Here is a 20338-nt window from a genome sequence, read left to right on the forward strand (position 1 = left end):
GAAGGATCAGCAGCACCTTCGCTTTTTTCTATCCCCCTCAAAGGCGTCCTTTGCCTTGAGGATAACGCTGCTTGATCGTCCAATAAAACAGCCCTGCAAAGAAACTGCCGAGAATCAGGAAATTCAAACCGTATAGACAGTAGAGGAAGAAAAAGTTCAGCTGCCCACTGCTCCAAAAGCCTGTGATTCCCATTAAAACCAGACTGTTGACGCATCCTGTCAACAGACAAACCATGCGACTGCACTCCAAACTTTGTAATAAGTATTTTGTGATTTCATATAACGGACTGACGAGCATTATCCCCAGCATGATTGGCAAAATAGCTGGCAACAAGTCTAAAACAGCGACATCTGTAGTAAACAACTGGAAAAAAGCAGAACGAAAGCCCCAGATCAGACTGACGATTCCAACATAAGCCACGAAAGAAGAAGCGAAGGCACTTTTTCCCACTGCTAAAATCTTCTGACGATTTTTCTGACCATTCGCCTCACTCGCAAAGACGGTCACTGCGTTGCCATACATCAAAGCAGGCAACCGTGCGATCATCAATCCTTGGCTGCCGATCGCATAGGCGGCCAGCGTACTAACACCCAACCGTGAGACGAAAGCTTCAAAAGCAATAATAAAGACTAAGCCTTCAAAGCATTCCTGAATCATTAAGGGGATCGATTTTTTCAATAAAAAGGCGCGTTTTCGTGGTCTTTGTTTTAGCCCTCTTGCTAGACTTTCTCTTAAAAGAACCCCATAAATCCCCAGCAAGCACAAAGTCGCAAGCATATTTGCGATGCCACTGCCTAAGACCCCCATGGCGGGAAAACCGAGATTGCCGTTGATCAATAAATAGCTAAGCAACACCTGTACCAACGCACTAATGATCGAAACACCGAGGATGTAGTTCGTTTTCTTTTCAATTTTTAAAAGGCTAGTAAAAACAAACGTGACTAACGTAAGTAAAATATAGGGGGACATGATTGCAAGATACAACGTCGCAGTTCCTAGCAGCTCCCCGCTAAATCCGTAGACAACCTGTAAAATGTCTCGTCCAAAAAGCAGGAAAATCAGCAAAAAGCTCACACCGATCGCGACTACTAAAAAAAGAACCGACGACAGATAATCATTTAACTGCGTCTCTTCTCTTTGCCCGACTGCCTTTGCGCCATAAATATTAAAAGCAAGCCCAATCGCACCTAAGATACCCGCAAAAGCATAGAGAAACCCGTCGATCAGTGCGATCGCCGCCAGCGCTTCCGTGGATCTTCTTGAAATAATCGCTAAGGAAACTTGTGCAATAATGATTTGAAACAAATTGGAAGCAATCAAAGGCAATGTAAAAGACTGTATTTTTTTGTTCAAGAAGCTCTCCTCTCTCCTTCGCAATAACTGAACAACGCCCACCCACTAATTGTGATTCACATCACAATACAAGCGATCGTTAATAGTCGCAAATACTCAACGACCCATCAGGCGTTTTGACGTTTCTCTCTCCATTTAACCATACAGCCTTCTCGGTGTATATTCCTTCGTAATTAAAAAACAAAACATCCCGACAAGCTCCGCTTATTTCCTCCATTGGTGTCGACAAGCAATCACTGATGAAGAATAAAAAGGTTCAGAAGAACATACTGCTCTTCTGAACCTTTTCTATGGGATGATAAAAAACGCGACAAACCTTTCAAAAATCCCGCTATTTCTTCACGATCAGCTGAACGGCTTGATCGATTTTCTGCTTTTGGGTTTCCGTGTCGCTGTCTGGATTTTCCAAACAATTTTTCAAATTCTCAGCGACAATGATTCCCATAATACGGTTGACGCTGGAACTGACGGCGGACAATTGCGTGATGACATCGACGCATTCTTTCTCGTCTTCGATCATTTTTTGAATCCCCCGCAACTGGCCTTCGGTTCGTTTTAACCGATTCAAAATATCTTTGTTGCATGCGGTCATCGTTTGATTTCTCCTCTCCATGCTGACATGCCGCCGAGGACATTGGTCACTTGAAACCCTTGCTGGCTCAAAAACTCAGACGCCATTTGCGAACGAGTCCCTGAGTGACAGATGACATAGTAATTTTTATCCTTCTCTAAGTCGCTGATCTGTTCCGTCAGCTCGCTCAACGGTAGGTTTTGTGCTGTTTTGATGTGTCCTTGTGCAAACTCATCAACTTCTCTGACATCAAGGATCTCAAGCGCCTCACGTTTTTCTTTTTGGGTAAATTCCTCCATAGATATTGCTTTAATCATGAATAATCATCTCCGGCTTAATAGTATTATACAACGAAAAGGCACCATCGAGGTTTTGACAATTGATGCCCGCTTGTTTTAAGATGCGTTCGGCAATGTAGCTTCTCAATCCGCTATGACACGTAACAACATACGAAACACTTGGATCCAATTCAGACAACCGATTTCTCAATTCATCTAACGGAATGTGGAGCGCCTCTTGAAAACGCCCATTATTGGCTAATTCCATCTCTGAACGAACATCCAACAACTGCTTACCGTTTTCTAAGGCCTCCGTCAATTCGTGCCATTGGATATTCTCACTGATTCCTTCTGCCAGATTGATCGCTGCATAGCCAATCATATTCACTGGATCTTTCGCTGAGCCAAAAGGCGGCGCGTAGGTGAATTCCAGTTCAGGCAAGTCAAAGATCGTTAAGCCACCTTTGATCGCTGTTGCTAAAATATCGATCCGTTTATCGACCCCTTTGGCACCGATGCCTTGCGCACCGTAGATGTTTCCAGTATCAGCATCAAAAATCAATTTCAAATAAATATCCGTCGCATCAGGATAATACCCAGCATGGTCTTTGCCTGAAAGATGAACCACCTGAGGATTTAGCCCCGCCAGTTTGGCGCTGCGCTCACCCAACCCAGTGGACGCTGCGGCAAGATCGAATACGCGCACGATCGCCGTCCCAATACTGCCTTTGTTTTTGCGAGTCAGTCCTCCCAATACATCAGCCACTTGCCGACCTTGGCGATTGGCTGGTGACGCCAAGGAGATCAGCGTGTCTTCGTTAGTGATTTGTTGTTTCACAACGATGGCATCTCCCACCGCGTAAATATCTTTCTTGCTGGTTTGGTATTGCTCATCTACCAGGATACCCCCCCGGTGTCCTAATTGGATACCGGCACGTTTTGCCAAATCCGTTTCTGGTTGGACACCCACCGAAAGAATCGTGATATCTGAAGCCAGAACCGTTCCATCCTCTAGAACGATTTCTTGCCCTGCTTTTTCAAAAGCGGTCGCTGACTGCGAGGTCAAAACATTGACCCCTTGCTTGATCAATTCATTTTTGACATACGCCGCCATTTCTTCATCCAAAGGTGGCAATACGTGGGGTGCTTTTTCCACGATCGTTACTTGTAGGCCTTTTTTATGTAAATTTTCAGCGACTTCTAAACCAATAAACCCAGCGCCAATGATCGTCGCTTTTTGAGGCTTTTTGTCTTCAAGATGTGCCATGATTTGGTCTAAATCAGGAACATTGCGCAAAGAAAAGGCGTTGGTTGCTTCTTCTAGCCCTTTGATCGCTGGTACTAGCGGTTTTGCCCCCGGTGATAAAATCAACGCATCATAAGATTCCGTGAAGACCTGTTCGCCATGTTTGACCGTCACCGTTTTCTCCTGAGGATCGATCGCCAGCACTTCATGAAGAGGCCGCACATCTAGGTTAAACCGTTTTTTTAATGCCTCAGGTGTTTGGACCAATAAGGCGTCTCGCTCTTCGATCTCACCAGAAATGGCATACGGCAGTCCACAATTCGCAAAAGAGACAAAAGGACCTTTTTCAAAAATAATGATCTCCGCTACTTCTTTAAGCCGACGTAAGCGCGTTGCTGCAGACATTCCTCCTGCTACCCCACCGACAATAACTATTTTTTCCATCGTTACTTTCCTCCTTTGGTTGTTCCCCGCCATTGATTCATGCCACCGCGAACATTGACCACATCAAACCCCTTTTTATTTAGGATTTTGGCTGCTTGTTTGCTTCGCATCCCTGATTGGCAAATGACTGCCAGTTTCTTGTCACCTTTTTGAGTGAAGCCCGCAATCTTGTTTAACGGTACATTTTTGGCGTAGGCAATGTGCCCGCTACGGTACTCCGCCGGCGTGCGAACATCCAGAACCGTCCATTCTTTGGCTCCTTCTTTTTGTAAATCTGCTGTTGACATACTTGGTATGCGTTTAAATAATGAAAACATTTCTTGCTCCTTTCTTATACCCCTCGGGGTATATTAAACAAGATGTTTCTCTTTTTGTCAACTAAGTGATTTTCTTTAAGAAAAGAAACTTGCTGTTGCGTTGCTCCCCACTCGATAAACTGTCATGTATCGGACATGTACCAATCAAGCAAGAGAAAAAACGAGCCACATATTTCCTTCCCCTTAGCCTCAGTGCTATAATAAACAAAATGATATGCAGTAAAAATAACACGCTTCAAGGTCACTTTGTCACAGACGTTTTTCACGACCTCAGAATGAAAACGATGCTCCTCTCAAAAAAACAGCAGATAAAAAACGACGCAAGCACCACTTTCCCTTGATTTATCAAGAAGCAAGCCCTGCTTTCTTGGAAACAACGCGGGTTTCGACTATGCTTAAGTCACATCAGCGAAAGGAAAAAAAGATGGAATTTGGCGAAAAAATCAAAGAAGTACGCACAATAAATAACTTGACCCAAGAACAATTTGCCACTCAACTACACGTGACGAGACAAGCCGTTTCGAACTGGGAAAACAATCGCAATCTACCAGATTTAGAAATGTTGATTGCCATCGCCACGATTTTTCAACTCTCGCTTGATGAATTGATTTTAGGAGGAACTCAAGTGAACAAGATCACTGAAAAACTAATCAAAGACGGCAGCGAGACCCGACGCGCCAAACTCAATTTGATCACGACCTTGATCGGAACATTTTTACTACTATTCGGCTTTGCCTGCTTCTTCATCAAAGCAAGCTCCGTGGAATACATCGATCAATCCGGCATTTTACATGAAAATTTCTATCTAGTCCCCGTAGGATTTTTGTTCCTATTGGCTAGTTTCGTAGTATTTGCGGGAACCGGGATCAATTATTTTCGAGCTGCTAGAAGAAAATGACGCGAAAAAACTCGATTCCAGATGATGGAATCGAGTTTTTTTCTCTGTTCACTATCTTCCTTCAAAGAATCGGAACAAACAAGCCACTGATTTTTTCTTTTGTTTTCGTCAAAAGGCTTCTGGCTTGCCATTCTTCTTTTTCTACTAATTTTGCATGAGCTAAGTCTTCCATAAATTGCTGATTTAACTCTGTGATTATTTTCGACGGCCCATAGATGAACATAGATAACTCATGGTTAAGGTAAAAACTACGAATATCAAAATTTGTTGACCCGATCGTTGCAGCAAACTCATCGACGATCATATATTTACAGTGAATAAAAGCAGTCTCATCATAGGTGTAGACTTCGACGCCGGCAGATAATAATTCATCAATAAACGAATTCGTGCCATGAAAAGAAATTCCTCGATCCCCTTTTCCCGGCACAATCAATTGTACGTTGATCCCACACCGTGCTGCTCTTCTAAGCGCACCTAAACTTTCTTCATCAGTAATAAAGTAAGGCATTGCGATCTTAATCGAATCCGTTGCCTTTCCAATGAGGTCATTAAAGGAATCCTTAATGATTCGCTCGCTATCATAGGGTCCGCCGTAGATTACCTGAACGATTTCCGAACCGCTTTGAACGTCGGTCTTCAACGGAAAATACGTAGCTGTCTGTGTCAAAAAATGAGTGACCGTTTCTTCCGTTTCATCAAGAAAGAGCCAATCATAAATAAAGCACTCTTGTACTTCTAGAACAGCAGGTCCTTCTATCCGGATGTTTGTGTCTCGCCAATAAGAAAACTTACTGCCTCGCCCACTATATTCATTTCCAATATTCATGCCTCCTGTATGTGCAATCTCCCCATCAATAACGACCATTTTACGGTGATTGCGCCAGTTCGCTTTATTACTTAGCCAAGGCGAGTTCAACAAATCATACGTGCGCACCTCTACCCCATTCTTTCTCATCAATAATAATAATTGATTAGGAAAGGCGATCGACCCCACGCTATCATACATAAACCGAACTTCCACCCCTTGTTTGGCCTTTTCGACCAGAACATTTGTCAGCTCCTCCCCTGTTTCATCCCCTTTAACGATATAAAAAAACACATGCACATGATGCTTGGCTTTCTTGATATCTTCTAGCAAAGAAGCGAACGCCTCAGCGCCTTCGTTTAATACAGTCAGATGATTATTAGTTGTGGGATACTTGCCCGAAAGATGAAAAATCTCAGTGGAGAGATCATGTTTTCCATGAATGATCTCTGAATGTTCTTGCAGAATAGCCGAAACCGTTCGCTGTACTTCCCGTTCATTTTGTATCTGCTGTTTGGGCAATTTCCTTAACCGAGGTTCACGACCAATTAAATAATACAACATGACTCCTACAATCGGTAAAAACAATAAAGCTAAGATCCAAGCAATCTTCGAAGTTCCATCCCTTTGATCAAAAACCACTAAGTAGCCACAAAGAAGAATCGCCAAAATTTCAATGGCCTGCCAAGCATAAATCATCTGATTTAAAAAGAGAATTAATCCAACCGTCACAAGTATCAGTAAAATCGTTAAAATTTTATATTGCTGTAATTTGTTTTTGATCATCCTTCACCCCATCCAAATATGCGCTTATTAATAAACGCTAAAGCAAAAAGCCTCACTATATACTATGATTATATACGTTCTCGTTACGCAAATGTAACTCATTTCATCCCCTACTACTCATTTTTTACCTATTATTTATTAAGAAGAGACGATTTGCAGAAACGAAACGGTAAATGACAAGCGCCTATTCAAATCGGTGCACCAATTAAAACAAACCCTGTAAGCATCCCTCGACTTGCTGAAACAGCAATTTTCCTTACGCAATCGCCAAATTTGAATAAATCCCATCTTTCCTTTACTATAAACGAAATCCGATCGGTTTTTTGCACGGTTATACTATCAAGGAGGTTGTTATGGCAATTCATGTGATGTGGTTTAGAAAGGATCTGCGCTTAGAGGACAATACGGCGCTTACTGAGGCGCTTTTGTCTCTTCAAGCAAACGACCAATTGTTGTGTGTGTTTCATCTCAATGAAAAGCAGTTTCTCCCCGATGCACCAAGCCATGATTACTTTTTTAGCGCGGTTGCTCACTTTATCGAGGCTGCCAAAAAGCAAAATCTGACGATCCACCTCTTGACGGGGACTTTGACAGAAGCCTTTGATCAGTTGTTCGCTTGCTATCCAGAATGGAGCCAACTGTACTTCAACTTTGATAACCGTGGATTTGGTCGTAAACGCGACCTCTATATAAAAGAATTGGTCGAAAAAAAAGGCGTCACTGTCCATTTCTTCGAAGAACATCATCTGCACCAACCAACGGAAATCACCAAAGAGGACGGGACGTATTACAAAAAATTTACGCCCTATTATAAGAAATGGATCCAGCTGCCCAAACCGGTCAATCAAAAGCAGGCCCTTGATTTTGAAAAAGCCGCTCATTTTAATGATGCCCCTCACTTCAAAGCAGGGACAGCGCTGCTTGCTGAGCTGCTAAAAAATAGAAAGACCGATTTTTCAACGATCGTTGGGGAAGACTATGCGCATAAACAATTGCAGGCCTTTGTGCAAAAGCGTTTGGCCGCCTATGAAAAAGACCGTGATCTCCCTTCGATCAAAGGAACCAGCCGCCTGTCCCCTTTCTTGTCTTTTGGACAAATCTCTATTCGGAAGGTTTGGGCCGCTTGCCAAGGAATGCCACCCAGCACTGGCAAAGCGACCTTTTTAAAAGAACTGGCTTGGCGAGATTTTTATCATATGATCTACTTCACTCATCCGGAGCAAAAAAACTATGAACTCATTGAGAAATATCGAAATATGGATTGGCAAAAGGATGAAGAGGCGCTAAACAAATGGCAAGCAGGGCAAACCGGCTATCCGATCATTGATGCCGCGATGCGGCAGCTGAATCAAACCGGTTGGATGCATAACCGTCTACGGATGATCGTCGCTTCCTTTCTAACCAAAGATTTATTGATCGACTGGCGGCAAGGAGAAGCCTATTTTGCTCGACAATTGATCGACTACGACGCTGCCAGCAATATCGGCGGCTGGCAGTGGGCAGCTTCGACCGGCACCGATGCCGTTCCTTACTTTCGAATTTTCAACCCCATCACTCAGGGGAAAAAATTCGACAAAGAGGGGACGTTTATCAAACAATTTGTTCCCGAACTCGCCCAGTTGCCGCTAAAATTCATCCACGAACCTTACCTGATGACTGACGAAGAACAAGCCGACCTAAAGGTAGTTTTAGGCACCAACTATCCGTTGCCTATAGTTGATCACAACGAATCCAGAAAAAGAGCCCTCGATTTGTATAGTAAAATCGAGCCGTAAGCAGCTGTCATGGCCTGCTCTCAAACATTTTCGGTAGAAAAAAACCAGCAAAGACGGGCTCTTACGGAGTGTCTTTGCTGGTTTTTTATTAAACTGGTGCGCCGTTTTTCACCTTTCTATAGTGAAAAAACAAACGGCTCACCTCATCAAGTAGTCAGTTGTTGTGCGTACAAAAAAGGTCATACTACTTGCTATGTTTTTTTATTAAGGTCTTGTCGCCTGATTCCGCACTTATTTCTAGTCACTCTAAGCAACAATACCCTGACGATTTATAGATAGAACCCTTTATTAGCGGCGTTCCCCACTTTTCCACGACTGGCTAGTAACATTTCTCCTTGCAAAACTGTTCGTCTGATGAAAGGTCATCTATAGAACCATTCTGTTATAATAGCTCCATATTTGAGGATAAGGATGGTTTATATGAAAAAAATAATCGGATTCGTCTTAGTCGTACTTTTAGGGTTTGCCGGATACAAAGGCTATGAATATTATCAATCCACCTACTCAGGACAAACAGCTTACGCGTATGTCCCATCTGAGATTCCCCCTAAGGTAGAACATGAAAGTAAAAGCGGCATCGGCGACCAGTCACCTTGGTATTCTTACGATTACACATTAAACTTTGTAAAAGAAGATGGCAGCACACAAACACTCGAGGTTTCATTATCAGAAGATCACGCAAAACCCTTAACCCCAAATTCTTATGTAAAAGCGGTGATCAGTGAAAAGCGCACAATAAAAGGCCCGAATAGCGTTGAAAAAGATGCAATTCCCAAAAAGGTTCTAGAAAAATTAGAAAATCAGAACTAACGATTGCAGACTCACATCATTATGTGGGTCTTTTTTTTACATCCTTCCAAAACCAGCATTTTGAATCCCTTCTGTTATTTTCACGCTTAATGTCTTCTGCTCTGTTGCGATACGTTATACAAGGATACTGGACACATTATCTAGCAGAAAGCTGCTTGACTGATCCCTGTTTTCATTCCGTCATCAATGATAAGAGCAATTCAAGCGCCTTTTCCTTTCCCTACTTCGCAGATAATTGAAAAAGCAGCGAATCACCTATCCGTTGACTCGCTGCTTTTTAACTAACAAGTGATGGCTCACACCACAAAAGAATGATACTTAGAATAAGCAATTTGATCGACGATCGCAGAAACCTGATTGACGTCTAAATCGGCACCAATGGCGGTCACTTGATAAAATTGGTCATAATTGTTCCCTAATTGGGGGAGATTGGCATTGGAAATCAACAAGTCAAATGTCTCGTCCGGAGTATAGGGTAAAACAACAACATTTTGCTTGCCTTTTAGTTCATTTTTTAACAAGTAAATCGAAGCATCCGCCAAAAGACTAGAGCACATATTTAAGACCCCGATCCGTACCCGATATTCTTCTTTAGGCGATAACATATAAATTAAAAAGACTAGGCGTTTCTTGAGATAGTTGAGTTTCGTGGGCGTAAACAAGTTGGTCGGTGCAATAATGTGTTCCAGAATGTCTGAGATCACTTGATCTCGCAAGGAATTGTGAAACATTTTGTGGTAATAATTTAGCGTGACTCGATCGATGGAATAATTCACTCCATGAAAGTAATAAACTTGTGCGATTAAGGAAAAGACATTGGCTTTGATATCGATCGTCGTATGCGAGGCATCAAGACGATAAATGGACTGGATTGCTGCCATGACTTCATCGGTGATCTCAAAGACGGGATTTTTATTAGTGTACAGTCCTAAGCGAAGTTCCTCGTAAGGAATCCCGCCCACCGTAATGAGGAAGAGACAGATAAAGAATGGCACGATCTTCGCTTCATCTACTGAGCAGATACATTTTTTAGAAGCATAGATCTGTCGAATAAAGTGACAGAGGGGCATCTCTTGGCAACGCTCAATTTTGGTTTGTTCTTCCGGACTTAAACTTCCCAAGGTCGTGTGAGACGTGACTTTTTTCATAATCACAAACAACCAGATCTTCAGCTGCTTTTGTTGGGCAATCGATAAGGTTATTTTTTTCGCTAACTCCGCAACCAGGTCATCGATCAAAACAGAATCGATCGTTGTTGCACCCATTTTGAAAAAATTATAGTAAAAATAAATGCGTTGTGTCATCGTTCCAACTAGTTTTTTGTTTCTGATCTTTAATTCAAAATGCTGCAACAACTGATTGCACTCAGCAATCAATCGATTGAGGGTCCCCACACTTATGTTTAATTCATCAGCCAAGACGAAGGCATCATAGCCTGCATGTTGAAACAAATAATGGATGATTTGATATTTAGCAGATTTTTTCAATAGCGTGTCGGTCAAATCATCCAGTGAGACACTATCGGTTACTTGCAGTTCCAACGTATAACGATTGATGATAAATGAGACCTTCTCATTTTTTAGTTGCCGTTGAAGGCTCTCTGATAATTTCGTCAAGGTCGGCATCGTAATATCTAATTCCCGACACGCATCACTTTTTTTGATATGACCGGTCGATAAATACAAAAATTTGAGCAAGATATACTCTAATTTTAAGTCCTTATCCAGTAAGTCTTCTTTATACATGACTGTTTTTCCTCCAGTGTAAATCTATATTCATTCAGAATAGTTACAACCAATTTACAGAAAAAGATAGCAGTACGTTACTTATGAAACAAACAAGCGCAGTAAAAACAGGCCCTTTCTACACATATTTTTCCTTCACTTACTCCCCAACAAACCATGACTGACAAACAAAAACCCTCGATGCAAGACGAATTTCCCTAAGAATTCCCTCACGACAACGTTCTAAGATTTCCTTTTCGTTTATGTAAAACGTTCTTCTCTAAAAAAATATATTTAGACCCTAATAATTAATACTATCACAAGTCAGAAATGTCAATAAATGAAATTATCAAGCACTGTTTTTTTACTTTCTCTTAAAAAACGACACTATCAAGTGCTTACCCGTTCTTATAAACAAAAAAATCAAAGGCAGTCGATGCAACCGCCTTTGATTTTTCTATAAACCAATGTTCATTCAGTCTTGCAAAAAACGTTTCATAAAGGGACTTTTTATTCATTGAAACAAGCAATGAAAGGGTTTCTAGCGATACCGTTTCTTAATGTGAAAAGCCATAGGTTTGATCGGATGAAACATGACGGCTTGGTCGCTTGTTCAAGCGCTCGATTCCTTCTTTCATGTCTTGCACCAGATCCATTGCCATTTGCATACTTAAATCTGCCCGGCAGACAAAGCGTTGGATATTGATATGTGATAGATTATCAGGTAATGGATAGGTAGGGACTTGCCAACCTTTCATCGCAAATTCATCCGTCAAATCATACAGATTCCAAGAAATATCGGCATCTTCTTTTAATTTGTAGCAGACGATCGGCAACCGTGAACCATCATTATAAATATCGAAGTAACCCATGTTTTCAATCTCTTTTGCTAAATATTGGGCAACATCGCTGGTCTTTTTGTGGATCAAGCGGTAGCCTTCAAACCCATTGCGGATAAAGGTGTAATATTGTCCGATGATTTGGCTAGCGCTTCTTGAAAAGTTGATGGCCATCGTTGGCATTTCACCGCCAAGATAACTTACTTTAAAGACCAACTCTTCTGGTAAGAAATCTTTTTCTTTCCAAAGCACCCAACCGATACCAGGGTAGACTAACCCATATTTATGTCCCGACGTACTGATGGAACGAACGTTTTTCAAACGGAAATCCCATTCAAGTTCTGGTTCCATAAATGGCGTGTACAATCCCCCACTAGCCGCATCCACGTGGATGTAGACTTTGTAGTCGGTATGTTTGTTGTATTCCTCTAATTTCTTGTCTAGTGCTTTGATATCATCGTATCGTCCAGTGTAAGTGATTCCTAAAATACCAACGACCCCGATCGTATATTCATCTAAATAGTCCGTGACCTTTTCAACATTAATGCTGCCATGTTCTTCATCGATAGGGATCGTTCGCATTTCAATGTCCCAGTAGACACAGAATTTTTCCCAAACGACTTGATAGGCAGAAGAAATCACTAAGTTTGGTTTTTGTTTATTGATATCTAAGCCAAGTTTTTTTGCCCGATTGCGCCAAGCAAATTTTAAGGCCAATCCACCTAGCATACACGCTTCACTTGAGCCTACCGTTGATGTACCGATAAAATCGGACGCTTCTGGGGCATGCCATAAATCAGCGATCATATTGACACAGCGGTTTTCAATTTCTGCTGTCCGTGGGTACTCGGTTTTATCGATGGCGTTTTTATCAAGGGTTTCACTCATAATTTTGACTGCTTCTGGTTCCATGTAGGTTTGACAGAACGTCGCCAAATTTTGTCTTGAGACCCCTTCATCGATCAATTGATCTTTGACTAATTCATAGGCATCCCGCGGTACCAAGGACTCTTTTGGTAATTTGTACATAGGGATCGCTTGATCCATTGCCTCATTCCCATAGATAGGCTCCAAATATTGGGCTTCTTTTCGATTTTTTTTACTAAATAACATGCAGCTCTCCTCCTCATAGGTTGTGCTTTTTATTTTTTATCGCTTGCTTTTTCACCTACATATTTATAGATGACAAACGGTATCACGACAATAATCAGCCAACTGATGATCAAGATGGCTAAATAGGTTCCGCCCTTTCCGGATCCGATATCGCTCGGTGGAAAGAAGGAAATAAAGAAAGAAAAAATAGAAACAAGCAAACCAACCATCGCAACACCAATTTTCACATTTTTCCCACCAGGAATATGATACGTTCTTGTTAAGTCGTCTTTTTCTTTGACTAATTTAATATAGGAAAGAAACAAGAGGACATAAGCCACCAGATAGATGCAGACCGTCAACGCCATCGCAACGAAGAAGGATAGATTGGCGCCTCCACCGCCTAATGTCAAGACAACCGCCCAAATGGAAACAATGATGCCTTGTACCAAAACGATATTGATTGGGACATTGTGTTGATTGACTTTGGCCATTTGTTTTGGCAGCAAGCCATTTTCAGCTGCTTCAAGCATCGCCGTCGATGGGCCGACCACCCAAGCAGCAATTTCTGCAATGACACCTAAACAGATGACCACCGCAATCAAACGAACCAGCCATTCCCCGCCGCCAAAATGATGGATCAAATAAGAATAGGCTTGAATCACACCAGTATCAAGAGACAATTGATTTTGGGGAATCGTGGCAGCCACCGTTGCCCCACCTAACGTATCCAAAAGAATCGTCGCTACGACTAAAATCAAAATAGCTTTCGGATAATTCTTTCCAGGATTATCCATGTCTTTTACGTGACTGGCAGAAGATTCAACCCCTGCATAGGCCAAAATAAAGGAAACAAAAACGACCAGCGTATTGATTTTCGTGAAATCAGGAATCCATGCACCTGATCCAAAAGAAACTTTGACGGGATTCCCTTGAGCAATGTAGACAATTCCTAAGATAAAAAGAATGATCCCTGTTGCGACGATCCCCACAAAGAACCCTACTTTGGCAATCTTCGCAGTATTTTTTGTTCCGCCAAATTGCGAGATCGTGATTAGCCAAAAGATCACTAAAGTGGCAATCAGCTTCAGCCAAACATTCGTATTAAGAGCCGGCCAATTTAGGGCATAGGAAAGCGCCCCGACAATAAAGTAAATCATCGTAATAAAGCCTACCGTGATTTGGAACCATTGGAAGAAAATGGTAGCAAAGCCCCATTTTCTCCCTAATGTTTTTGAGACCCAGGTATAGAGTCCCCCTTTTTCCCATCCCTTTACAGTAGCCATCTCCGCAGAGCAAAGGGCTACAGGGATAAACCAGAGGAAACCGCCGACGAGTAAATAAAAAACTAAATTCATCTTCGATGTCGCAAAGGTTGGATACTCATATACCGTCATCACCATTGAAGCAGTTATTGCAAAAAAACTCAACAATGATAGTTTTTTCTTGCTAGTATCCATTTTTTTACCTCCTATCATTAGATACTATTTTTCAGCAGCGGAAGATAGATCAATATGGTACGTATGTGTCAAATCTCCATCTGCTTTAAATTCGATTTCGACCGCTTTGATCGCTGGCAAACTTTGTTCTTGCGCCACTTTAAAATGAATAAAGCCATCTTTATGTTTGTCATGGGTCAAAATCTCATCATCTAAGTAGTCCACAAACACTTCCGCTTCTACTTTTTTGCCATCATTCAACACCAAATAGGCTTTGTCAGGTTTGATTTTTTTGTCTTTCGAATCTTCATTAAACAATTGATATTTCAGTGAAAGCAATGTTTTGTATTCTTTGTCTTTGTCTTTGAATTCTTCTACATTCACGATTTTTACATGATTCACTAAAAAGCGAATGTGATCCCAACCAGAATTTTCATAATTCGTTTCATACCAAACGACGTCTTTGATTTTCGGATCGATTCCCTTAGTTACGATTTGTTCAAAATACCCGTCATCACTCAATTTTTCACTTCCCACAACTACTTCATCTGACGAATCGCTGATCAACGTTTCCGTTCCAGACCCAGAGACCACTTCCCCTGATTCTTCCACTGTTGAGCATGCACCTAGAGTAAACAAAACGCCTACACCTAAAACGAAACCTGCAACTAATGATGTTTTCTTCATTGTAAATCCTGTCCTTTCTTTTATTATTTTTATTCCATCTCAGGTATACCATTTAACCCAAAAAAGCGAATATCTAATTTTTTATTTTAAAAACAAAAAAACGCGAAAAATAATTCGCGTTTCGGTGCTATCATGAAGTGCAGATAAGAACAATGACCATTGAAAAGAAAGGACTGAGTTTTTTTGAGAGCGCTTGTGGTCGTCCTAACTGCCGTTTTGTTAAGTATCAGCCCTCTTTCAGCTGACTTTTATCTGGAAAGGACGGACAGACATACTTCTAACGCAACGATTTCTCGGATAGAAGTTGCCCAAAATGAGTGGGCGACTACTGGATCAAAAAAATTTGTTAGAACGCTGATGCTTCCTGATGCAAAAGGCAGCCTGTTGACAGCTGACGGGCATTTTCTGAGAAGACCTTCCAAGCTTGCGACGAATAGGCGAGCAGCAATAGCAGCTTGTAGGGTTCAAAAAACACCCAAAATCGCACGGGGCAGTCATCTGTCTCAGCGCTGTAGCTCTTTAGCCCCTACGACTTTGCGGTTAGAAAAAGCGTGTCAGGCACGGCAATCAAACGTCCTTAGCTCTCATCCGAGTATCTGGTGTCGTACATGACGCCTTCATCCACAGGGTTTCCGCAGTGATGGCACATAGGTAAGTCAAAAACAAATGATCCTCAAAACGTTTATCCTCCGGCGTATCCTAGACAAATCTACTTCCCCATCCTGAACAAAAAAATAGCCACTACCTACTTTCCACTTACTTGTGCCATCCTCTGCTTGATAAAATGATCAACATTTTTTGATTGAAAACAAAAAATTGCCTATTCTGTTTTGATCATTTTTTTGTGATCGATCATTACTTAGCTAGCTAAGCCCCCCAAACCCCAAGCAACCCCCGAAACTATTTTTCGGGGGTTGCTTGGGGTGAGCTTTTTATTCAAATCGGAAAGTTTTTTGGAGGCATTGCAAATGAAGCTGACTTGATTGGGTAGCAGCCTTTCACATTACTAGCATAATCTAAATGATGACGACCTATAAAATGATGAATGATAGACAGTCGTATATAACGACTGCTGAAAATAAAAAGCTTGTGACGCTTATCTTGTTTCTAAAATCGTCTTCAATCAACCTAATTTTAGATCTTCTAGGCATACAGCCAAGCAATCCTCAAAAATAAAGAAATAAAAAAATAGCTACTTTTTATCAACTTTCTTCATATAAAGAATCGGATAAGGATTTCCTTGTTCGTCTAACTCGCTTCTTTTGTATACCTCAAATCCCATATGCTCATAAAATCCTTTCGCCTGAGGATTCTGTTCATTTACTCCCAATTCATTTACAAAATAGTTTTCCATCCCGTATGCCAAGAGTTTCTTTCCTAGGCCCTTGCCTCTTTGTTCATTTGCTATAAACAGCATTTCAAGATTTCGATCCGAGATCCCCATGAAGCCAGCTGGCTCTCCTTGCTCACTTTCTACGACAATCAAATGCGGCACATGATGCAATGCCTCTGGAATGTATTGCTTAATGGCTTGGATTTCAGACTCTGACAAAAAGGTGTGCGTCGCCTTAACAGAACTCTCCCAAACTTCAATTAATTGTTGCTCTAACTTTTGATTCATATTATTTACTTCTTTTATATTCATGGATAGTCACACTCTCATCAGCTTTTTTTCGTTTTTCATAACAAGAACCGATTGTTTCCTTGATCCAAGTTAAGAATTTTCATCATCATCATAACATGAGATGGATTTATTTAAAATCTATGGAAAAAAATGCCTCGCTCATATAGATAACGAAACAATAACCTATGCATGAGAGCATGATATGCTTTGAAGCACACTAAAAAAGGAGCTTTCAATACTGATGATTGCTCAAATCATTCTGTTGAAATAAAAATGCTTGTAGCTTTTTCTTCCTATATAGTCGTCCTTACGAACAAAATATATTCTTTTAAATAAACTATTTTAAACCACTTGCCCTAGAGTCCACTTTAGGGTTTATGATTACTTATAGAAAAAGATAAGGAGAACCAACGATGAATATAAAAAAAGCAGCGGAAATGTTTGATTTGAGCGTAGACACATTGCGCTATTATGAACGAGTCGGTGTAATTCCACCTGTTCAACGCAATGAGAGTGGCTATCGGGTGTACACAACGAATGATCTAAACTGGATCTATTTAGCAAAACATTTACGAAATGCAGGATTGTCCATCGAATCGCTAATTGAATTTGCCCAATTGGCACAAGTACGTGAAAGTCAAAATGTCGAAAAAGCTCAGAAACAGATTTTATCCGATCAACTCGAAGAATTAGAGAAAAAGTTAGCAGAAATGCAGGAAGTGCGAGACCTACTTATTTATAAGATAGAAACGTATGATGAGCATATCGCAAAATTTAAGGCAGGAAATATGACCCCTGATAAAGTTGAAAAATTATGGGAACGAAAAAAGTAACATCTTTTACTTGCTGTGGACTTAACTCCAAGGTTTAGGATAGAACATGTAATGAAAATTAGAGGAGGAAACACTATGCAAACAATCACACTCAATAATGGTGTCACCATGCCGCAACTAGGCTTTGGCGTTTATCAAATTCCTTTGGAAGAAACAGCCGAAGCTGTTTACCAAGCAATCAAAGCTGGGTATCGACTGATCGACACTGCTTCTATTTATGGAAATGAAACAGAAACAGGCGAGGGAATCAAGCGCGCCATCACTGAAGGTCTAGTCACTCGGGAAGAACTTTTTGTTACCTCTAAATTATTTATTCTCCAAGCTTCCGAAGATAAAGCGAAAGAAACGATTGAACATTCGCTTGACACAATGGGATTGACATACCTTGATCTTTATCTTATTCACCAACCATATGGAGATATTTATGGTGCTTGGCGCTCAATGGTTGCTGCTCAAAAAACAGGGAAATTACGTGCAATTGGCGTTTCAAATTTCAAATCAGCTAAGATGATCGAGTTTGTCGGCTTGAATGAGGTGAAACCTCAAATCAATCAAATCGAAGTGAACCCTTGGAATCAACGAGTGGAAGATCAGGAATGGCATGAAAAATACGACGTTCAAGTTGAAGCTTGGGCACCCTTTGCAGAAGGACGCCATGACCTATTTACCAATCCGACATTAGCAGAAATTGGCAAGCAATATGGCAAAACGGTTGGTCAAGTTGTTCTTCGCTGGTTGATGCAACGAGGCATCGTCGCTTTAGCAAAAACAGTTCGTCCAGAACGGATGGCTGAAAACATTGCTATTTTTGACTTTGAGCTTTCCCAAGAAGACATTGAAAAAATAGCCGCTTTAGATAAAAAAGAGTCCGCATTCTTTGACCACGATGCCCCCCAACAAGTGGAATGGTTTATGAATCGGATGTTAGATACTGAAAGCTAATAAGGAAAACAATATAAGTCCGCTCCCCTTGCAAAAGGAGGCGGACTTATATTGTTTCTTACTGAATGGTGGGTCGTCACTTTTCTTTGTAAAAATGAAACTGTTTTTATAACTCCGACTAGTGAATCTGCACTGATCAAGTAACTCCCTTTCATATTAATAGTGGGACCTAAATGATGACCTACAAAATGACGAAGGACAGACATTCGTAGATAAGAACTGGGCAAAACAACAAGCCTAAGACGCTTATCTGGCTTTTCAAATTTCCTTTCACCAAATATGTTTTAGAGATTCTATACATACATATAGATAAATTGCCCCCAATTCTTCTACTCTTAAGGGGAAACAATAAAAAGAAATCTTTAGATCAAGATAGCTGCTACCATCACAACGAAATTATAGAAGCTATGTGCAACAATGGATTCCCAAATATTTCCCCTACGTAAATAGGTGATCGTCAAATAAAACCCTATGACAAAGTAAGGAAAAAGAGCAAAAAGATTCCCGTTCACATTTACAATATGACTCTGAGTAAAAAGCAAGAGACTTCCGGCAGCAGTGATGATTCTCAGCCATCGTTTTTCTCCAACATAAATCAGTGTATAGCGATAAAGCATTTCCTCGAAAACAGGTGCTAGCAAAAGTACATCGAATACAAATGGAAGGGTTCTTTGATCTGAGGGATAAACAAAAATCAACGCATTGAGATCACGAAATAAAAGAATATTAATTAAACCGATAGTGAGGATAATACTAGTAGGTACGATGAGACCGATTTTTATTAGCGCAATTTTATTTATCTTTTGATAACTCTCTACTAAATAGTTATGGAAAAGGAGGATACCAAGTAAAACGAACAATAGTTTTACTCCGAAATGATTATAACTCATCAAATATCTTGCATAAGAAGAAGGAATGCCACGTATTGCTAACCCCTTCCATAGGACATAAAACAATAAAAATAACCCTCTTTTCAACTTATCCCTCCTATTGAACGAAAGCTTTATACTCCAGATAGTTTTACTCTTCTTTAAGTTCTTCCTATCTCTAAAATAACAATAAACCAAATAACCACTCGAGCATACTAACAAAGGAAGTCCGACATAGAGCATACCAGTTCCTAACGGATAATTAATAGCAAGGTCAAGTTGGATATTCTTAAGCTCTTCTTGGCTTATTGTGTCAAAATCTTGAATAGGGATCAAAATCGTTTGTAAAAAAAAGCCAACGACCGTGATAAAAAGACTGAAACAAAAAACGCCGAGTGCAAATTTTTTCATAAGAGACCTCTTTTCAGCATACACTTTATTGCTTTATGATCTTATTATACATACCATTCATTAAAAAAAGAATCTTAAAATATTTTTACACATCACACTTGCAACAATTAACAAGGAAACCATCCTATAGAAGTCATTCCTTAGCTGGATAAAGGAGTCTCCTCACTAATAATCCTTCCATCAAACAACATAGGAAGTGTTTAATTCCCTTCATTCGACTTACTTGAAATCTGCCTCTATGAAGACTAGAAACACGTATCCAAATCACCGCTATCCACCGTATTTAGAGTATCGATGTGCTTTTTTAAGACAGTGCCGAAATGGTAGACCTTTTCTCCGAAAAAATCAGAGGAGATGCTAACAAAAATACCGCTAGCAGCAAACGAATCATCGTCCTTACCAACGGCATTTTATTAAAGACTTCTGTCCTGGATTCTCTAAAAATTCCACTTCATATTTTTAGTCAGGCACTGTTTTTATTGTAAAAAAAACTTTCTTTTCTTTAACGTAGTAAAGGTGCATTGCCATTCTTTTCTAACACATGTTTTGTGGCCCGTAGTAGAAAGACTCAGTACTTTTTAAAAGGTTCTTTGT

Annotated in this window: 17 protein-coding genes; 5 read left to right on the top strand and 12 right to left on the bottom strand. The window is 40.6% G+C overall.

What is annotated here, in order from left to right:
- Positions 1 to 37: 37 nt before the first annotated feature.
- From CXM95_RS17010 to CXM95_RS17030, 5 genes are all read right to left on the bottom strand, one after another.
- Positions 38 to 1354, bottom strand: a complete 1317-nt coding sequence (locus CXM95_RS17010; RefSeq protein WP_008380256.1) for an MATE family efflux transporter — start codon at positions 1352 to 1354, stop codon at positions 38 to 40.
- A 331-nt stretch (positions 1355 to 1685) separates the two neighbouring features.
- On the bottom strand, positions 1686 to 1946 hold the full coding sequence (locus CXM95_RS17015) for a metal-sensitive transcriptional regulator (RefSeq protein ID WP_005230585.1): 261 nt from the start codon (positions 1944 to 1946) through the stop codon (positions 1686 to 1688).
- Positions 1943 to 2242 (bottom strand): rhodanese-like domain-containing protein, encoded by a 300-nt coding sequence (locus tag CXM95_RS17020; RefSeq protein ID WP_005233232.1) that lies wholly within the window; start codon positions 2240 to 2242, stop codon positions 1943 to 1945. The genes CXM95_RS17015 and CXM95_RS17020 overlap by 4 nt, the downstream gene beginning before the upstream one ends.
- A complete protein-coding gene (locus CXM95_RS17025; protein WP_101699450.1) occupies positions 2235 to 3893 on the bottom strand; it encodes an FAD-dependent oxidoreductase in 1659 nt (552 codons plus the stop codon). The genes CXM95_RS17020 and CXM95_RS17025 overlap by 8 nt, the downstream gene beginning before the upstream one ends.
- A 2-nt stretch (positions 3894 to 3895) precedes the next feature.
- Complete coding sequence (locus CXM95_RS17030) at positions 3896 to 4210, bottom strand: rhodanese-like domain-containing protein (protein WP_008380263.1); 315 nt, start codon at positions 4208 to 4210, stop codon at positions 3896 to 3898.
- Positions 4211 to 4634: 424 nt separating this feature from the next.
- Between CXM95_RS17030 and CXM95_RS17035 the strand changes: the two genes are divergently transcribed.
- Positions 4635 to 5108: a DUF3955 domain-containing protein gene (locus CXM95_RS17035; protein WP_101699451.1), complete on the top strand. Its 474-nt coding sequence runs from the start codon at positions 4635 to 4637 to the stop codon at positions 5106 to 5108.
- A gap of 61 nt (positions 5109 to 5169) precedes the next feature.
- Here the strand turns inward: CXM95_RS17035 and cls are convergent, their stop codons facing one another.
- A complete protein-coding gene (cls, locus tag CXM95_RS17040; RefSeq protein WP_101699452.1) occupies positions 5170 to 6699 on the bottom strand; it encodes a cardiolipin synthase in 1530 nt (509 codons plus the stop codon).
- Positions 6700 to 7052: 353 nt separating this feature from the next.
- Between cls and CXM95_RS17045 the strand changes: the two genes are divergently transcribed.
- A complete protein-coding gene (locus CXM95_RS17045) occupies positions 7053 to 8474 on the top strand; it encodes a cryptochrome/photolyase family protein (RefSeq protein WP_101699453.1) in 1422 nt (473 codons plus the stop codon).
- A 420-nt stretch (positions 8475 to 8894) separates the two neighbouring features.
- Positions 8895 to 9284: a YxeA family protein gene (locus CXM95_RS17050; protein WP_233499063.1), complete on the top strand. Its 390-nt coding sequence runs from the start codon at positions 8895 to 8897 to the stop codon at positions 9282 to 9284.
- A 296-nt stretch (positions 9285 to 9580) separates the two neighbouring features.
- Here CXM95_RS17050 and CXM95_RS17055 read toward each other — a convergent pair whose 3' ends face one another.
- The 5 genes from CXM95_RS17055 to CXM95_RS17080 all read right to left on the bottom strand — a co-directional run bounded on the left by CXM95_RS17055 (position 9581) and on the right by CXM95_RS17080 (position 16710).
- Complete coding sequence (locus tag CXM95_RS17055; RefSeq protein ID WP_101699455.1) at positions 9581 to 11029, bottom strand: helix-turn-helix domain-containing protein; 1449 nt, start codon at positions 11027 to 11029, stop codon at positions 9581 to 9583.
- A 536-nt stretch (positions 11030 to 11565) separates the two neighbouring features.
- Positions 11566 to 12960 carry a glutamate decarboxylase gene (locus CXM95_RS17060; RefSeq protein WP_005233215.1) on the bottom strand — a complete coding sequence of 465 codons (1395 nt, stop codon included), beginning with the start codon at positions 12958 to 12960 and terminating at the stop codon, positions 11566 to 11568.
- A 29-nt stretch (positions 12961 to 12989) separates the two neighbouring features.
- On the bottom strand, positions 12990 to 14399 hold the full coding sequence (locus tag CXM95_RS17065; RefSeq protein WP_101699456.1) for an amino acid permease: 1410 nt from the start codon (positions 14397 to 14399) through the stop codon (positions 12990 to 12992).
- A gap of 24 nt (positions 14400 to 14423) precedes the next feature.
- Positions 14424 to 15065 (bottom strand): hypothetical protein, encoded by a 642-nt coding sequence (locus CXM95_RS17070; protein WP_101699457.1) that lies wholly within the window; start codon positions 15063 to 15065, stop codon positions 14424 to 14426.
- Between the two features lie 1192 nt (positions 15066 to 16257).
- On the bottom strand, positions 16258 to 16710 hold the full coding sequence (locus CXM95_RS17080) for a GNAT family N-acetyltransferase (protein WP_101699459.1): 453 nt from the start codon (positions 16708 to 16710) through the stop codon (positions 16258 to 16260).
- Positions 16711 to 17102: 392 nt separating this feature from the next.
- On the opposite strand from CXM95_RS17080, the gene CXM95_RS17085 reads away from it, so the two are divergent.
- Both CXM95_RS17085 and CXM95_RS17090 read left to right on the top strand, forming a co-directional pair.
- The gene (locus CXM95_RS17085; protein WP_015510553.1) at positions 17103 to 17522 is read left to right on the top strand and encodes a MerR family transcriptional regulator; all 420 of its coding nucleotides are present in this window, start codon (positions 17103 to 17105) and stop codon (positions 17520 to 17522) included.
- 75 nt (positions 17523 to 17597) lie between these two features.
- Positions 17598 to 18464, top strand: a complete 867-nt coding sequence (locus CXM95_RS17090; RefSeq protein WP_101699460.1) for an aldo/keto reductase — start codon at positions 17598 to 17600, stop codon at positions 18462 to 18464.
- 362 nt (positions 18465 to 18826) lie between these two features.
- Here the strand turns inward: CXM95_RS17090 and CXM95_RS17095 are convergent, their stop codons facing one another.
- Positions 18827 to 19744 carry a CPBP family intramembrane glutamic endopeptidase gene (locus tag CXM95_RS17095; RefSeq protein ID WP_233499064.1) on the bottom strand — a complete coding sequence of 306 codons (918 nt, stop codon included), beginning with the start codon at positions 19742 to 19744 and terminating at the stop codon, positions 18827 to 18829.
- Between the last annotated feature and the right edge of the window lie 594 nt (positions 19745 to 20338).

The sequence above is a fragment of the Enterococcus sp. CR-Ec1 genome (assembly GCF_002850555.1).
Lineage (GTDB): Bacteria > Bacillota > Bacilli > Lactobacillales > Enterococcaceae > Enterococcus_D > Enterococcus_D entomosocium.

Excerpts from the sequence above, each read along its gene's own strand:
- CXM95_RS17085 (WP_015510553.1), top strand. The coding sequence starts at position 17,103 with ATGAATATAAAAAAAGCAGCGGAAATGTTTGATTTGAGCGTAGACACA.
- CXM95_RS17055 (WP_101699455.1), bottom strand. The coding sequence starts at position 11,029 with ATGTATAAAGAAGACTTACTGGATAAGGACTTAAAATTAGAGTATATC.
- CXM95_RS17025 (WP_101699450.1), bottom strand. The coding sequence starts at position 3,893 with ATGGAAAAAATAGTTATTGTCGGTGGGGTAGCAGGAGGAATGTCTGCA.
- CXM95_RS17070 (WP_101699457.1), bottom strand. The coding sequence starts at position 15,065 with ATGAAGAAAACATCATTAGTTGCAGGTTTCGTTTTAGGTGTAGGCGTT.
- CXM95_RS17090 (WP_101699460.1), top strand. The coding sequence starts at position 17,598 with ATGCAAACAATCACACTCAATAATGGTGTCACCATGCCGCAACTAGGC.
- CXM95_RS17095 (WP_233499064.1), bottom strand. The coding sequence starts at position 19,744 with ATGAAAAAATTTGCACTCGGCGTTTTTTGTTTCAGTCTTTTTATCACG.
- CXM95_RS17035 (WP_101699451.1), top strand. The coding sequence starts at position 4,635 with ATGGAATTTGGCGAAAAAATCAAAGAAGTACGCACAATAAATAACTTG.
- CXM95_RS17065 (WP_101699456.1), bottom strand. The coding sequence starts at position 14,399 with ATGGATACTAGCAAGAAAAAACTATCATTGTTGAGTTTTTTTGCAATA.
- CXM95_RS17050 (WP_233499063.1), top strand. The coding sequence starts at position 8,895 with ATGAAAAAAATAATCGGATTCGTCTTAGTCGTACTTTTAGGGTTTGCC.
- cls (WP_101699452.1), bottom strand. The coding sequence starts at position 6,699 with ATGATCAAAAACAAATTACAGCAATATAAAATTTTAACGATTTTACTG.
- CXM95_RS17060 (WP_005233215.1), bottom strand. The coding sequence starts at position 12,960 with ATGTTATTTAGTAAAAAAAATCGAAAAGAAGCCCAATATTTGGAGCCT.
- CXM95_RS17080 (WP_101699459.1), bottom strand. The coding sequence starts at position 16,710 with ATGAATATAAAAGAAGTAAATAATATGAATCAAAAGTTAGAGCAACAA.
- CXM95_RS17020 (WP_005233232.1), bottom strand. The coding sequence starts at position 2,242 with ATGATTAAAGCAATATCTATGGAGGAATTTACCCAAAAAGAAAAACGT.
- CXM95_RS17015 (WP_005230585.1), bottom strand. The coding sequence starts at position 1,946 with ATGACCGCATGCAACAAAGATATTTTGAATCGGTTAAAACGAACCGAA.
- CXM95_RS17030 (WP_008380263.1), bottom strand. The coding sequence starts at position 4,210 with ATGTTTTCATTATTTAAACGCATACCAAGTATGTCAACAGCAGATTTA.
- CXM95_RS17045 (WP_101699453.1), top strand. The coding sequence starts at position 7,053 with ATGGCAATTCATGTGATGTGGTTTAGAAAGGATCTGCGCTTAGAGGAC.